A 14,331-nucleotide genomic window follows, 5' to 3' on the forward strand; every position below is an offset into this window, starting at 1 on the left:
GGGCAGCACGATCATCGGATGCGGAAAGTCCCTCCCGAAGCTGGAAGTGGCCAACGACGAGCTGAAAGCGCTCGTCGACACGAACGACGAATGGATCAGCACGCGCACGGGCATCAGATCGCGCCACGTTGCCGTCGAGGAAACCGCTACCGATCTGGCCGAAGCCGCTGCCCGCCAAGCGCTGGGTCTTGCCGACGGCGGCTGGCGCGAGGACGGCGAGGCCATCGACCCCGCTTCCATCGACCTCGTCATCTACGCCACCATCACGCCCGACGTGCTGGTGCCCTCGGCCGCCGGGCTGCTGCGCCGCCGCCTGGGTCTCGAGAACGCCATTGCGTTCGACCTGAACGCCGCCTGCACGGGCTTCGTGTACGGCCTGACCGTGGCCGAGTGCATGATGGCCGGTTCGACCGCCGGAGCGCCCGGTGCCGCGGGCCGCAACCCCGTTCGCCGCGCGCTCGTGGTGGGAGCCGAGCGCCTGACGCGCGTGACGGGCTGGAGCGACCGTAACACCTGCGTGCTGTTCGGCGACGGCGCTGGCGCGGCGGTGCTGGAGTGGAACGAGAACCGACCTGGCATCATGAGCAGCTTCATCACGAACGCCGACGACGACACGAACGCGCTCACCTGCTCGTTTGCCTACGACGCCCCGTTGCCGTTCGACATCGACGGCGCGTCGCCCGAAGCCCCCGAAGACGCATCGCTCTCCCGTATCGATGCCGAGCTGGGCATTACCGAATTCGTCGACGCGGGCGAACCGCGCCAGGTATTGCGCATGGACGGCCCCAAGGTGTTCAAGTTCGCCGCCGAGGCCATGACCACGGCCGTGCACGAGGCGCTCGACCGCGCAAACCTCACGCTGGATGACGTCGCCTGCATCGTGCCCCACCAGGCGAACGAGCGCATCATCAAGTACGCCGCCAAGAAGCTGGGGCGCCCGATGGATTTCTTCCAGCTGTCCATCGACCACACTGGCAACACGTCGGCCGCCAGCCTGCCTATGGCTCTATGCGACGCGTACAACGCCGGCCGCATCAGGCGCGGCGACAAGGTAGTGCTCGTCGCATTCGGCGGCGGCTTCACCTCCGGCGCGGTGCTGCTGGAAGCGTAAATCAGCAAGCGAGCATGGCAGAGGGATGAGATATCGACCACGTCCCTCTGCCATCGATCACCAAACGAAACGGGCGCCCGAAGGCGCCCGTTTCGTTTGGTGATCGATGTTTCCTACCGCTTGGGCAGAGCTCGAAGCACAGCGCGAGCGCATAGCACAGCGGCCACCGCCTTCAGCAAGTCGGGCACGGCGAAGGGCGCGATAGTCACCATGAAAGCCGCCGCCAAATCGACGCCTACCACAGCAGCGTACTGGAAGCATCCGCACACGTACGTCACGATGATGAACGCCAAGCAGGCCACCATGTCGACCACGATCGCCATCGGACCCGAAACCCCCTTCTCGCCGATCGCACGCCTCAGACCCTCGCGAACGAGCAGCGCAACCACCGCAGCCAGCAGAAATCCCCACAGGTATCCGCCCGTCGGTCCCATCAACATGCCGATACCGCCGCGCATGCCTGAGAACATCGGCAAACCGATAGCTCCTAGCGCCAGGTAGCCGGCGATAGAAGCCATACACTGCTTCGGCGTGAGCACCATAATTGCGAACATGACCGCGAACATCTGCAGCGTCAGCATCACCGGCCCGATCGGGATGGACACCCATGCGGACACGCCCAAAAGGGCGATAGTCAACGCGACGAACGCGATCGAGCGCGTGCGCGATGCCCCCATAGAACCCTGTTTCACCTTGTTTGCTTCCATGCTCCGCTCCTCTTCCAGGACGATCCTTCGTTTTCAGCAGCCTCGCACTATAAGCAAACCCCGCAGTTTTGTGAACCGCGGGGTTTAAGCAAGGGTGACAATCTGGATGCGCGATACGAGCGGCTTAGAACTTCGCTTTCAGTTCTCCGCTCTCGAGCTTCTTCAAGCGTCCCATCTCTAAGACGATGAACACCACCGTGGTGAAGATGGCCAGGAAGTCGGCCGCGGGGGTGGCGAAGTACAGCGCGTCGAGGCTGACGAACTGCGGGAACCAGCTGGGCAGCACCATCGGCAGCACGATGAGCAGCGGCACCAGGAACAGTATCTGGCGCGTCAGCGACAAGAAGATGGACTTGAGCGGCTGCCCGGTTGCCTGGAAGTAATTCGAGCCCACGATCTGGAAGCCGATGAAGGGCAGCATGAGCAGCTGCACCTTGAGGGCGAACACCGTGAAGTCGCGCAGTGATTCGTTCGTGATGCCGAAGAACCCGACGATCTGCTCGGGGAACAGGTGCACGAGCGCCCACAGCGCCAAACCGATGCCCGTCGCCCCGAAGATGCCGTACCATAGCGTCTTCTTCACGCGTTCGAACAGGTGCGCGCCGTAGTTGAAGCCCAGCAGCGGTTGGATGGCGATGGACACGCCGATCAGCGGCAGCACCGCGAACATGGCCACGCGCTGCACCACGCCGATAGACGCGAGCGCCCCCTCGGCTCCCAGCGGGCTCATGGCGCCGTACATGTTCAGCAGATTGTTCAGCACGAAGTTCACCACGGCCATGCCCGCCTGTACGGCGAAGCTGGCCAGACCCAGCGACAGAATCAGCCGCACCGTGCGCAGATGCAGCGGCAAGTAGTGCAGATGCAGCTTCATAGGAACGTTCTTCGTAACGATGAAGTACCACAGCACCGTGGCGCACGAGATGGCCTGGCCGCACACCGTGGCCAGCGCGCTGCCCTGCACGCCCCAGCCCAGCACCATGACGAACAGGAAGTTGAACACCGTGCATGATACCGCGCCGATGATCATGGTGCCCAGCGCGCGGTTCGGTGCGCCGGCCGTACGGATGAAGTTGTTCACGCCCATGCCGATGCACTGGAACACGAAGCCCAGCGAGATGATCTGGATGAACGAGCGAGCGTACTCCCAATCCTCCGCCGTGGCGCCCGACACGCCGAGCAGCGCATTGACGCAGGCGGGAATATGCATGAGCACGGCCACGATCACCGCGAACACGAGAGACAGGCACACCGTGTTGCCCAGGCTACGCTCGGCCTCCACCCGGTTGCCCTCGCCCATGCGCAACGCTGCCAGCGCATTACCGCCGTTGCCCACGAGCATGGCGATGGCCATGAACACCGTCATGATGGGCATGGCCACCGTGGCGGTGGCAAGGCCGATCTCGCCCATGGCCTGCCCCAGGAAGACGGAGTCGATGACGTTGTACGCACCGTTGACCAGCATGCCCAGGATAGAAGGGATGGCGAATTCCACGATAAGCCGCGGAATGGACGCCGTACCCATGCGGCTGACTTTATCGTCGCGGCCGGTGCGCTTCGGATCTTTGCCGATCGGTGCTCCGGCACGTTCTTCATTGAGGTCGAGAGAGGGGTTCGTTGCTTCTGATTCCATGAGTTCGCCGCTGCCTTTCGAGCTTCTCCAATTTCGAGGAACGGCACATTGTAACCCATCTTTTCGCCGCCGCACAGCCTGGAAATCGGATACACCGTAAAGCCGCACCGCGTATGCTATATTGGAGCAACATCGCCACGTTACATGGAGAACAGGGGAAGCATGTACCGGATGAAGGAATTCTCGGCCATGACAGGCCTGCCGCAATCGAAGATCCGTTTCTACGAGAAGCACGGCTTGATTCTCTCGGATCGTCAGGAAAACGGTTACCGAGTATTCACCCCCGAAGATGCCTTCAAATCAAACGCATTTCGTGTGCTGCTGCAATACGGGTTCAGCATCGATGAAGCGGTCGCTATGCTCGACGCGAAACAAGGCACAGAAGAGTTCGAGCGGTCACTGCTGCATCAACAAGAAAAGCTCATGCACGAAGCCGACCTGATCGCGTACCGACTAAGACGGCTTGAAAGCACCCTTGGCGCGATACAGTCTGAACCTGGTTTAGAGTTCGAACTGGTGGATGCCGCCGATCAGGTGTACATCAACTCTTCATACGGACGAGACTTCCATGTCTCGCTCGAGCACGAGAAAACGATCTCGCAGTATTACAACCTTCTGAGCATCACCAGCTGTGCACGCATCATCAAGCGAGACGACCTGCTGGACAACCGCCCAACGGTCAACCCCGACTATGTCATGACCATGCCCGAACACGAGAGCTACCGCCTTGACGAAGGGGCGCGAAAGCAGGTAAAGCGCCTCTGCTTGGGAAAATGCATTCGCTTTAGAAGACAAGCGACCCGAACGGAAAGCGTGCAGAAGGAAACGTTCACGAGCCTGTTCGAACACCTCGACAGCCACGGTTATCGAGTGAGGAACGACATCATCCTCTTCCCCTCCTTCCTCAATCTCGACGGATTCGGAAGCGACATCGAAACTCTGTACGTGCCCGTCAGCTGAAGTGCATAAGGAAAGGGCTTCGGCGCAGCGAACGCGACGAAGCCCTTCAAGGGAGGGAAAGAACCGCGTTGCTAGTACAGCACCTCTTCGTCAGGCGCGTACACATGGCAGTTCTCGCAGTAGTTGAACGTGATCTCTTTGTCCTTCTCGTGGCAGTTCACGCATGCATTGTAGCCGCCGTGCAGGGAATCATGCGGATTCCAATCACCCAGGTCAGCAGTGCGCTCGGCAAGCGCTTCGTAGCTACCGCCATGGCAGCTGAGACACTGCTCGTCGGAAACGTAGGCGCCCGCCTCGCTCGACACCGTTTGGGTCTTCGTACCCTCGCTCGACCCGGAATCGGCCTGTTGCGGCGCACAACCCGCTATCGCGAACACCGCCACCAACGCAACCGCCACGAGGGCAATCATAATGTCCAGACGCAAGGTAGACCGACTCATGCCTGGCCTCCTTTCAACATATGCTCTACCGCCACGTAGCCGAACGTCGCCGCACGACCCACCGACGTGCCGGGAATATGGCGCGGGTAGTTGCCTGCGTAGAAGTTGCCCGACACGTTGCCCGTGGCATAGAGTCCTTCAATAACCTTGCCGTCCTTGTCCAGCACCTGGGTGTCGCCGTTGATGGTGAGGCCGCCCACCGTGGCAAGGATGACGCTGTTCGTGACCAAGGCATAGTACGTCTCACCCGTGAAAGGCTTGTTGTTGCCCGCGTAACGGTAGTAGTCGGGGTCGCGCTCCAAGCCGTCCTCGAAGAAGCTGTTGTAGCGCGCCACCGTTTCCTCAAGGGCGGCGGCGTCGATGCCCGCCTTAGACGCTAGCTCGCCCAAGGACGAAGCGCGGAACAGATGGCCCTTGGCCTCGTCGCGCTCAAGCTGTTTCTCGGCGCTCGGCTCCTTCTCCAACGCAGAGGCGATCATAGCCTGGTCGAAGATATGGAAACACTGATGGCCGCGGCGCTTCTGCACGTTGATGGCGTTCGACATGTACTGGCGCGCTTGGTTCTCGTTCACAAAGCGCTTGCCCTCTTCGGTGACGATGATCGAGTAGTTCATAGCGCCGGGGAAGTACACGCGCTTCTCGACGAACGTGGACGGGGTGGCGTTGCTGAAGTTCATGACCGGATGCGGCAATGAGTCCATGTCCGCGCCGATACTGAGGCCCATCATGTGGCCGTCGCCTGTGGTTCCCCAGCTGGGATTCCACCACACAGAGGACTCGTAGTCTTCAGGGCGCACCCACGCTTGCATCATCTCAGGGTTCGCGTCGTAGCCGCCCGTGGCCAGCAACACGCCCTTGGATGCGTTGATGCGCACGTATCCGTCGCCGTTCTTAGCGATGCAGCCGATCACACGACCGCCGTCTTCGCGGATGAGCTGCACGGCGGGCATCTCATAGCGAATCTCCAGGTTGTCGTAGGTTTCGGCAACCGCGCGCAGCTCCTTGCACACGTACAGGCCGAACAGCCACGTAGTGCTGATACCCTCGGGCATCTTGAAGTTGACGTAGCTGTCGATGACGGGGAAACCGTTGTAGTTCGGCGCCTGGTCGAACTTGTACAGCTGCCAACCCGAACCACCCTTGTCGAGCATATCCTGCCAGAAATCGGCTACTTCGCCCGACCGGTTCACGTACGTTTCGATGGAGCAGGGGTCGACGCGCCAATCCGCAGCACGGTAGATCTCATCGCGCAGCTGAGCAGGATCGATATCAATCCCCTGCTCCTTTTGGAACTTCGCGCCCACCGCGCCGAAACTCTCCCACGCCGAGCGTCCCTCGGTCATCTTCTCCAACGTGATGACCTTCGCGCCCTCCTCGGCCGCCTTCAAACTGCCCATCAGCCCGCCGATGCCGGCGCCGATGATGAGAACCTCGCACTCCTCGGTAGAGCTGATCTCAGATTCGGCGATATCACGATCCTCGAACGCGATCGGCCCGCGCGGACCGGGAAAATCAGCCTTGCGCAGAGGGCACAGCGACGCATCGTCACCCAGAGCCTTGGAATACTCGTTGCCTGAATCCGTCGCCTCCGTTGATTGCGCATCGGCAGCCCCGTCGTCCGCAAACGCCTTGCCTGCTCCGGGAAACGCGAGCATGCCCGCTGCCGCAGCTCCGGTTAACCCCGCTCCTCTGAGAAAGTCTCGCCGTGACAATCTGGCTTGTTCCATCTCTCCTCCTTTACGTACGTTCCCTCTTGACGCCGCTCAGGGCGCAGGGACAACGGTAGACCCTGAACCATGTCGAGGGTCAAGCAGGAGATTCAAAGAGAACGACGGGCTTTTCGACAGAACGAGCGTGCTACACGAGGTGCGCTTCGCCGGAGGAGATTGCGGTTTCGATGCCGGATTCGCTACGCAGCACGAGACGGCCTTGAGCGTCGACGCCCACAACCGCCCCTTCCGCCAGCAGATTGTCCGCACGATCGACCATGCGAACGTTTTGTCCGTTCAAGCTGGAGTAGGCGTTGAACTCGTCCACAAGCGGTGCGAAGCCGTTGCGCCGCCATACACCGTACAGCGGCGCGAAGGCGGCGAGGAGCGCTTCGAGCACTGCTTCGACAGCGACGGCCGGCGCGGCAACGGAATCCGCGAGGTCGGCCACGTACGCAGGACGATTCTTGCCTCCCACGTCGGGGCGCTTGTCGGGCGGCAGTACGTTCACGCCCACGCCCACGCACACGCCGCCGCCGTGCGCCTCGAGCGAGATGCCGCAAAGCTTCGCGAAATCAGGCGCTCGGCCGTCTCGCGCACTGCAAGCATCGCCTTCGTTGGCACAAAATAACCGCTGTGCACGATTTTTCTGCCCTAATTCCTTCCCAGATTCGGAAAACCCCAGGTCGCGAATTTCGGTTGCTTCAGGAAATCGTGCATAGCGCGCCTTTTGTGCCAGCACCACATCGTTGGGCCATTTGATGCGCACGGCCTCCTCAGCCCGCGCGCCCGCCAGCGCAACGAGTGCGCGGCGCACCGCCATGCCCACAACCAGGCTCAACGTGGGAAGTTCGCGCGGCGCCACCTGGGGGCGCAACAACAGCGAGCAATACAGTCCGCCTTCCGGGCTGGTCCACGAACGACCCTGCCGGCCGTAACCGGAAACCTGGCGAAGCGCGCGGACGACGAGGCCTTCCGGCTCTCCCGCCTCCAACGCGCGCTTGACTTCGTCGTTCGTCGATGCAACTTCCTCGTGCAGAGCGATGCGAAACGGGAAGCCGCTCGGCGAACCGCCTTCCCCCTCGTTGCCGAATCCAAATTCCGAAACACGCGCATCGCCTTTCCGGAGCGACGAAGAGCCGTCGACGCAAAACGAGGGCACAGAGCGCCCCTTGCTCACAGCCGCACGCTCTTCCCCACCGTAACCCCATCGACGCTAACCGGCACGTCATTGGCAAGCACGTGGCCAGGGAGCAGCTCCAACAGGGGCTGCACTACGAAATCGCGTTCCAGCAGGCGCGGATGCGGCAACGTGAGCACATCGGCATCCACGACGTACAGCTGGTAGTCGAGGATATCGAGGTCGCACGTGCGCGGCCCGTTCCGAACCTCGCGCACACGACCCAGGCTGTTCTCCACCGCATGCAGGTAGCCCAGAAGCTCTTTCGGCGGAATACCTGTGCGCAAAAGCACCACGGCGTTCACGAACGAATCTTGGTCGAGGTAGTAGGCCGGCTCGCTCTCGTAAAAGCTGGAGATGTCGACGATCTGCGAGTCGGGCAGCGAACACAGCTCGGTGATGGCCTGGTTGAGCATGGCGATCTTGCCCTCGCGCTCCTCGCCGGGCGAGGCCACAAGCGGGACGTTGCAGCCCATGCCGATGAGCGCGTAGGGCCGCAGCCCTTCGAGCGCGGCAACCGTGGCCGCCACGTTGTGCGCGCGCACCACGCTGGCTCCCAGCTCGCAGGCCATGAGCGCCTCGGCAGCCGAAACCTCGTCGCGCGCAGAAGGTTCGTCGATGCCGTACGCCCAGCCCAAGAAGCTCTTGCGCGACACCGCCACCATCACCGGGTAGCCCAGGCGCACGAACTCTTGGAAGTTGCGCACCAGCTCCAGCGTCTGCGACGGCGTCTTGCCGAAGCCGGGACCGGGGTCAATGCAGATGCGGTCGTGCGCGACGCCCGCAGCCTCCAAAGCGGCAGCCCGGTCGCGCAGCCACTCGCGCACGTCGGCCACCACGTCGTCATACGAAGGCGCGTTCTGCATGGTCGAGGGGTCGCCCTGCATGTGCATGACCACCAGCCCGCAATCGCTGTCGCGCACCGCATCCACCATGGCGGGGTCGCGGAAGCCGGACACGTCGTTCACGATGGCCGCGCCCGCTTCCAAGCACGCGCGCGCAACTTCGGCGTGGCGCGTATCGATGCTCACGCACACATCGCGCTGCGCCAATGCGCGCACCACCGGCAGCACGCGCGCCAGCTCCTCGTCCACGGACACCGGCGCGGCGCCGGGCCGCATGGACTCGCCGCCCACATCGATTATGCGGGCTCCCTCCTCCGCCATGCGCTCGGCATGAGCCAGCGCGGCATCGAAGCCGTCGTGCTGGCCTCCGTCGGAGAAGGAGTCGGGGGTAACGTTGAGAATGCCCATGACGATGGGCATTCTCGTATCGAACTCATAGGTTGCGCAGCGCCAGATCATCGTTCGGTGCCGTCGCCTTTCTGCTCAGGGGCTTGCGGAGCCGGAGCGTCGACAGGCGCCTCGTCCGACGTCGACGAAGCAGATGCGGGCGCATCGTCGCCGTCGCCCTCCGCAGGCTCGCGGTACGGCGGATTCGGATCCTGGTCGCCCGGCTCGACCGGCTCTTCCTTCCAGTTCGGGTCGGCCAGATGCTCGTCGCGGGCGCGCGCGGCGGCCTCCTCGGCCTCCTTGGCCGCGATGATCTCGTCCTCGTGCTTGAGGTACTCGTCCCACGTGTTGTCCAGCAGGGCAAGGCACGCCTCGCCTTCCACCGTTTCGCGCTCAAGCAGCACGTTGGCCATGAGATCCATCTGCTCGCGATGGCTTGCCAGAATCTCATAGGCGCGATCATGCGCGTCCTTCATGATGCGGGCGACCTCGTCATCGATGCGCTTCGCCGTCTCCTCCGAGTAGTCCTGCGTGTTGCCGTAGTCGCGGCCCAGGAACACTTCGTGGTTCGGCTGGCCAAACACCTGCGTGCCCAGCTCGGCGCTCATGCCGTACTGCGTGACGATGGCGCGGGCCATCTTCGTGGCGCGCTCGAGGTCGTTCGATGCGCCCGTGGTGATGTCGTCGCAGAAGATCTCCTCCGCCACGCGACCGCCCATGAACACGGCCAACTCGTCGCGCATCTCGCCGAGCGAGTTGAGCACCTTGTCCTCCTTGGGGATGGACAGCGTGTAGCCCAGCGCTCGGCCGCGCGAGATGATCGAGATCTTGTGCACGGGATCGGCGTGCGGAAGCAGGTGACCGACCAGGGCGTGACCGCTCTCGTGGTACGCGATGGTGTGCTTCGTCTGTTCGTCCAGCACGCGACCCTTGCGCTCGGGCCCGGCGATGACGCGCTCCATGGACTCGGACACTTCCTGCTGCGTGATGATCTTCTTGCCGCGACGCGCGGTGAGCAGCGCCGACTCGTTCATGAGGTTGGCCAGGTCGGCACCCGTGAAGCCCGGCGTGAGCTTGGCCACCTTCGACAGGTCGACGTCGCTGCCGATGGGCTTGTCCTTCGAGTGCACCTGCAGGATCTTCTCGCGGCCCTTCACGTCGGGCGCGTCCACCACGATCTGGCGATCGAAGCGGCCGGGGCGCAGCAGCGCCGGGTCCAGAACGTCGGCGCGGTTCGTAGCAGCGATCAGCACCACCGAGTCGTTGCTCTCGAAGCCGTCCATCTCCACCAGCAGCTGGTTCAGCGTCTGTTCGCGCTCGTCGTGGCCGCCGCCGAGGCCCGTGCCGCGCTGGCGGCCGACAGCGTCGATCTCGTCGATGAAGATAATGGCCGGGCTGGCATCCTTCGCCTGCTGGAACAAGTCGCGCACGCGAGACGCGCCCACGCCGACGAACATCTCGACGAAGTCGGAGCCGGAAATGCTGAAGAACGGCACGCCCGCCTCACCGGCGACGGCGCGCGCGAGCAGGGTTTTACCAGTGCCCGGAGGGCCCACCAAGAGGCAGCCGCGCGGGATCTTCGCGCCCATGGACTGGTACTTCGCTGGGTTCGCCAAGAAGTCCTTGATCTCCTGCATCTCCTCGACGGCCTCGTCGACGCCGGCCACGTCGGAGAACTTCACGTCGGGGCGCTCCTCGATGGACTTCTTCGTCTTGGCCTTGCCGAAGCTCATCTGCGAGTTGTTCGCCTTCTGCATCTGGTTGAAGAAGAAGAACAGGATGAGGCCGATGATGATGAAGGGCAGCAGCGTGCCGAGCAGCTCCACGAACGGGCTGGGCAGCGCCACCTCGTACGGCACGTTGGGATGCGCCGCCATGAGGTCGCCGAGCGAGCCGCCGTAATAGGTGGACGTGAAGTTGCGCTCCACGCCCAGCGTGGCCCCGTTGATGTCGGTGGTGCCCACGCCGCCGAGCGCCTTGCCCGTCTCGGGGTTCTTCAGCGTGGCCATGCGCGCGTTGAGCGCCTGGAAGGCTTCGTTGAACGCATCGGCGCCGGTGGAGCCCGCCGTGATGGCGGGATAGTACGAGCCCGACACCGTGTAGTCGCCGGCGTTGTACACCACCTTCGTCGCGCGATCCTGCTCGACGGCCTGCACGAACTCGGACGTGATCAGACGGTCGGTAGGCTTGGCGCCGGCAGACGACATGTTCAAGAACTGCTGGCCCACGAAGAAAGCCACCAGCATGAACAGGACTACCGATATGATGGTCGTCCTCGGGCTGGGTTGCTGGAACTGCGATTGTTTGTTTTGCTGTGCCATAGCGTTTAACTTTCCTTTTCTCACCGACTCGCGCTGCGATGACGGACAGACCCGCGTGCCCGCCCGTCATCGCATGCGGCCGATGCCGCATACCCTTAGCACGACGCGACTCGGCAACGCCGAACCGGTCGACCGCCAAGATAGCTTCGCTAGTAAATCTCCGGCTTCAAGATGCCGATGTAGGGCAGGTTGCGATACCGCTCCGCATAGTCCAACCCGTAGCCCACGATGAACTCATCGGGGCACTCGAAACCGATATATTTGCAATCGATCTTCGCCTGCGCAAGCGTCTTCTTCCGAAGAAGCGTGGCTACCTCGATGGAAGCCGGTTGACGCGACGACAGGTTTTTCAGCAAGTACGTCAGGGTAAGACCGGAGTCGAGGATGTCCTCGGCCACGATGACGTGACGCCCTTCGATTTGAGACGAGAGGTCTTTCAGGATACGCACCACGCCGGAGCTCTTGGCGCCGTTTCCGTACGACGAGATGGCCATGTAGTCCATTTCGAGCGGAAGCTCGATCTTGCGCGCCAGATCCGCCATGAAGATAGCGGCGCCGCGCAGAACCGAGATCAGGATGATGCCTTCGTCGGCCGCGTCGGCGTAATCGCGCGTGATGGCCGCGCCGATCTCGCCCACACGGTCAGCGAGCTGCTTTTCGGTGAACAGGATCTCCGAAATGTCGTTGTGCACGTTCCTAACCTCTATCGTCGCATTTCGCTTCCGCTATCGCCCCTGATCAATCTGCGAGATCAATGGGCGAGAGCGTCACGCTTACCTTGAATTCAGCTAGTGTACCATTGCCTTTCCGGGAAAAGGAGACGATACGGTAACGCCAGCCTGCCTGTCACGATTTTTACATTTCGCAATGGGAACTGGGACGATAGGTTGAAAATGCCATAGGCTGGCGCAGCAAGTCAGCGAGGGAGGTTGCGGCGCGCGGGATCGTGGGGAGAGCGCAGGCGAAGCGCATTTCGATGTGCGAGCCCTCGACTCGACTGAGAGATCGGGCGGCGCAGCCGCCCAGCGTCGAGTCGTTCGCCGTCCGTCAGGACGCCGAACCCGCGAAGTCCGGGAACTCCTCCAGCAAACGACCTACGGGCAGGCCGATGACGGTGTCCATCGCGCCGTCGACGCGCGCCACCAGATCGGCTCCGGCCCCCTGCACGGCATAGGCGCCGGCCTTGTCGAACGACTCGCCCTTGCGCAGATAGTCGACGATCTCTTCGTCGGTCAGCTCGCGGAACGTCACAGCCGAGCGATCGACGAACGTGCGGAAGCCCAGCGAGATGTTCTCGGGCTCGGGCGCGGCCACCATCCATACGGATACAGCCGTCAGCACTTCATGCGTGCGACCCGACAGGCAGCGCAGCATACGCTTCGCGTCGGACAGGCTGACGGGCTTGCCGAATATCTCCCCTTCGCACACCACCATGGTGTCGGCGCCGATGACGGCGGCCATGCCTGTGTAGTCTTCGGCCAGCACCTCCTGCACCACGGCGCCGGCTTTGCGCTCGGCCAGCTTCTTGCACGCCTCGGGCGGATCGGCCAGGAGGTCGGGCTCCAAGGTCTCGTCCACCTCGGACGCGTGCACGACGAAGCGCACGCCGGCGTCTTCGAGCAGCTGCTTGCGACGCGGCGACGCGCTGGCCAGCACGATGTCGAGGGCGGGCATGGGCGTTTCGGCGGGCGCGGCCGCCGGTTGGGTGTTCTGTTCGTTTTCCATGCGCGGTATTGTAGCGCAGCGGGCGCAAGCGTTGCACCAAGAGCACGCAGGTTCCACGCGAAGCGCCCAGACGCAAGCGCGGGCAACTCTGACCCCGACCGCAAACTCCTCCCCGATTCTCCCTGCTACACATCTCACCGAATTGTTTCACGTGAAACAATCGTCGCGATGCGCTGCGATAAGAGAACGCGCGTACGCGATATCGTTGAGAACGCATAAGCCGTCCCTCATCGAGTTCAATAATCATTGCGATATCGCAATGATTATTCTATACTCGGATCATATGCCGCTCGCGCAGAACCAAGGAGGTTGCATGCTGTCGGTCGTCGAAAGCGCCGAAATCCTACAGGTCACGCCAACGCGGGTGCGGGCGCTCATCGCACAAGGAGCATTGCCGGCGCAGAAAGTCGGACGCACGTGGACGCTCCGGGAGGAGGACGTGATGCAGCGTGCCGCAACCCGGCCGTCCGCAGGCCGTCCGCGCAAGGCGGACGTTCCGTCCCCTGCAGACGACAGCAAGCCGCACGCAGCAGCAAGCGAGCTCTATCGCGCATGCAAAGACCATCTGGCAGCGTGCCCGAGCGCTGCCGAGATAGCGGCGATCGACGACCCCGAGCAGGCCGCGTTCCGCATCGCCGTCGCCGACTTCTTCCTCCAACGCAAACAGTCGGAGCTCGTTCGCCAAGGGGTCTTCTGATGAGCGAGCAACCGTTCTACGTGGTGTTCGCCGGCGTGAACGGAGCAGGCAAATCCACCCTGTTCCGCAGCGATTTCTGGCACACGGGAGGGATGCCCGCCACCATGGCGCGCGTGAACCCCGACGAAATCCTCCGAGAGCAAGGCGGGGACTGGTCGAACGGCCAGGATCAAGTGGCCGCAGGCAGGATCGCGCTGCGCAGCGTGGACGAGCATCTGGCGGCACGACGCTCGTTCAATCAGGAAACAACGCTGGCCGGCCATCGAGCCCTGCGCACCATGGCCGAAGCACGCGAGAAGGGATACCGCGTGTTCCTGTTCTACATCGGCCTTGCAAACGAGGGCATAGCCCTGCAACGCATCGAACGCCGCGTGCAGGCGGGAGGTCACGATATAGATGAGGCGCTCGTTCGAAAACGGTACCGGGCGTCGCTCGCGAATCTGAGCAAAGCGCTACCCTACTGCGAGGAGGCGCACGTATTGGACAACACCGTCGCGTTCAAGCGCATCGCCCTATGGCACCGCAACACGCTCGCTTGGTGGGGCGCGTCGAAGTCAGTGGGAGCATGGCTTCCCGAAGCCATCGCCGACGAATCGCTTTGGAGACGATCGTAGCG

General features: G+C 62.8%; 13 protein-coding genes. 4 read left to right on the forward strand and 9 right to left on the reverse strand.

All coding sequences use genetic code 11. The annotated features are described in order from the left end of the window. The coding region (locus tag ACMO6A_RS01285; protein WP_418470674.1) for a 3-oxoacyl-ACP synthase III family protein at positions 1–1,111 on the forward strand (1,111 nt) is incomplete at its 5' end. A gap of 113 nt (positions 1,112–1,224) precedes the next feature. On the opposite strand, the gene ACMO6A_RS01290 is transcribed toward ACMO6A_RS01285, so the two are convergent. Both ACMO6A_RS01290 and ACMO6A_RS01295 read right to left on the reverse strand, forming a co-directional pair. Further along, positions 1,225–1,818: a biotin transporter BioY gene (locus tag ACMO6A_RS01290; protein ID WP_015761439.1), complete on the reverse strand. Its 594-nt coding sequence runs from the start codon at positions 1,816–1,818 to the stop codon at positions 1,225–1,227. A gap of 124 nt (positions 1,819–1,942) precedes the next feature. Beyond that, on the reverse strand, positions 1,943–3,451 hold the full coding sequence (locus tag ACMO6A_RS01295) for an MATE family efflux transporter (protein WP_009609101.1): 1,509 nt from the start codon (positions 3,449–3,451) through the stop codon (positions 1,943–1,945). Between the two features lie 162 nt (positions 3,452–3,613). On the opposite strand from ACMO6A_RS01295, the gene ACMO6A_RS01300 reads away from it, so the two are divergent. After that, positions 3,614–4,411 carry a MerR family transcriptional regulator gene (locus ACMO6A_RS01300; protein ID WP_009609047.1) on the forward strand — a complete coding sequence of 266 codons (798 nt, stop codon included), beginning with the start codon at positions 3,614–3,616 and terminating at the stop codon, positions 4,409–4,411. Between the two features lie 71 nt (positions 4,412–4,482). Here the strand turns inward: ACMO6A_RS01300 and ACMO6A_RS01305 are convergent, their stop codons facing one another. The 7 genes from ACMO6A_RS01305 to ACMO6A_RS01335 form a co-directional block, all read right to left on the reverse strand. Continuing rightward, on the reverse strand, positions 4,483–4,851 hold the full coding sequence (locus ACMO6A_RS01305) for a cytochrome c3 family protein (protein WP_009609084.1): 369 nt from the start codon (positions 4,849–4,851) through the stop codon (positions 4,483–4,485). Beyond that, positions 4,848–6,578 carry an FAD-binding protein gene (locus ACMO6A_RS01310; protein WP_114516488.1) on the reverse strand — a complete coding sequence of 577 codons (1,731 nt, stop codon included), beginning with the start codon at positions 6,576–6,578 and terminating at the stop codon, positions 4,848–4,850. The genes ACMO6A_RS01305 and ACMO6A_RS01310 overlap by 4 nt, the downstream gene beginning before the upstream one ends. Positions 6,579–6,708: 130 nt before the next feature. Continuing rightward, on the reverse strand, positions 6,709–7,740 hold the full coding sequence (locus tag ACMO6A_RS01315; RefSeq protein ID WP_226844398.1) for a biotin--[acetyl-CoA-carboxylase] ligase: 1,032 nt from the start codon (positions 7,738–7,740) through the stop codon (positions 6,709–6,711). Then, the gene (gene folP, locus ACMO6A_RS01320) at positions 7,737–9,044 is read right to left on the reverse strand and encodes a dihydropteroate synthase (RefSeq protein WP_114516487.1); all 1,308 of its coding nucleotides are present in this window, start codon (positions 9,042–9,044) and stop codon (positions 7,737–7,739) included. Before folP ends, ACMO6A_RS01315 begins: the two co-directional genes overlap by 4 nt. After that, on the reverse strand, positions 9,041–11,293 hold the full coding sequence (gene ftsH, locus ACMO6A_RS01325; protein WP_015761444.1) for an ATP-dependent zinc metalloprotease FtsH: 2,253 nt from the start codon (positions 11,291–11,293) through the stop codon (positions 9,041–9,043). Before ftsH ends, folP begins: the two co-directional genes overlap by 4 nt. Positions 11,294–11,442: 149 nt before the next feature. Next, positions 11,443–11,985, reverse strand: coding sequence for a hypoxanthine phosphoribosyltransferase (gene hpt / locus ACMO6A_RS01330; protein WP_015761445.1), 543 nt, complete (start codon positions 11,983–11,985; stop codon positions 11,443–11,445). Between the two features lie 355 nt (positions 11,986–12,340). Then, positions 12,341–13,018: a Maf family protein gene (locus tag ACMO6A_RS01335; protein ID WP_009609059.1), complete on the reverse strand. Its 678-nt coding sequence runs from the start codon at positions 13,016–13,018 to the stop codon at positions 12,341–12,343. Between the two features lie 313 nt (positions 13,019–13,331). Between ACMO6A_RS01335 and ACMO6A_RS01340 the strand changes: the two genes are divergently transcribed. Beyond that, the gene (locus ACMO6A_RS01340; RefSeq protein ID WP_009305261.1) at positions 13,332–13,715 is read left to right on the forward strand and encodes a helix-turn-helix domain-containing protein; all 384 of its coding nucleotides are present in this window, start codon (positions 13,332–13,334) and stop codon (positions 13,713–13,715) included. Continuing rightward, positions 13,715–14,329, forward strand: a complete 615-nt coding sequence (locus ACMO6A_RS01345) for a zeta toxin family protein (protein WP_021409975.1) — start codon at positions 13,715–13,717, stop codon at positions 14,327–14,329. Before ACMO6A_RS01340 ends, ACMO6A_RS01345 begins: the two co-directional genes overlap by 1 nt. Positions 14,330–14,331 lie beyond the last annotated feature (2 nt).

It is taken from the genome of Eggerthella sp., from assembly GCF_048329335.1.
GTDB classification, from domain to species: Bacteria; Actinomycetota; Coriobacteriia; order Coriobacteriales; family Eggerthellaceae; genus Eggerthella; species Eggerthella lenta.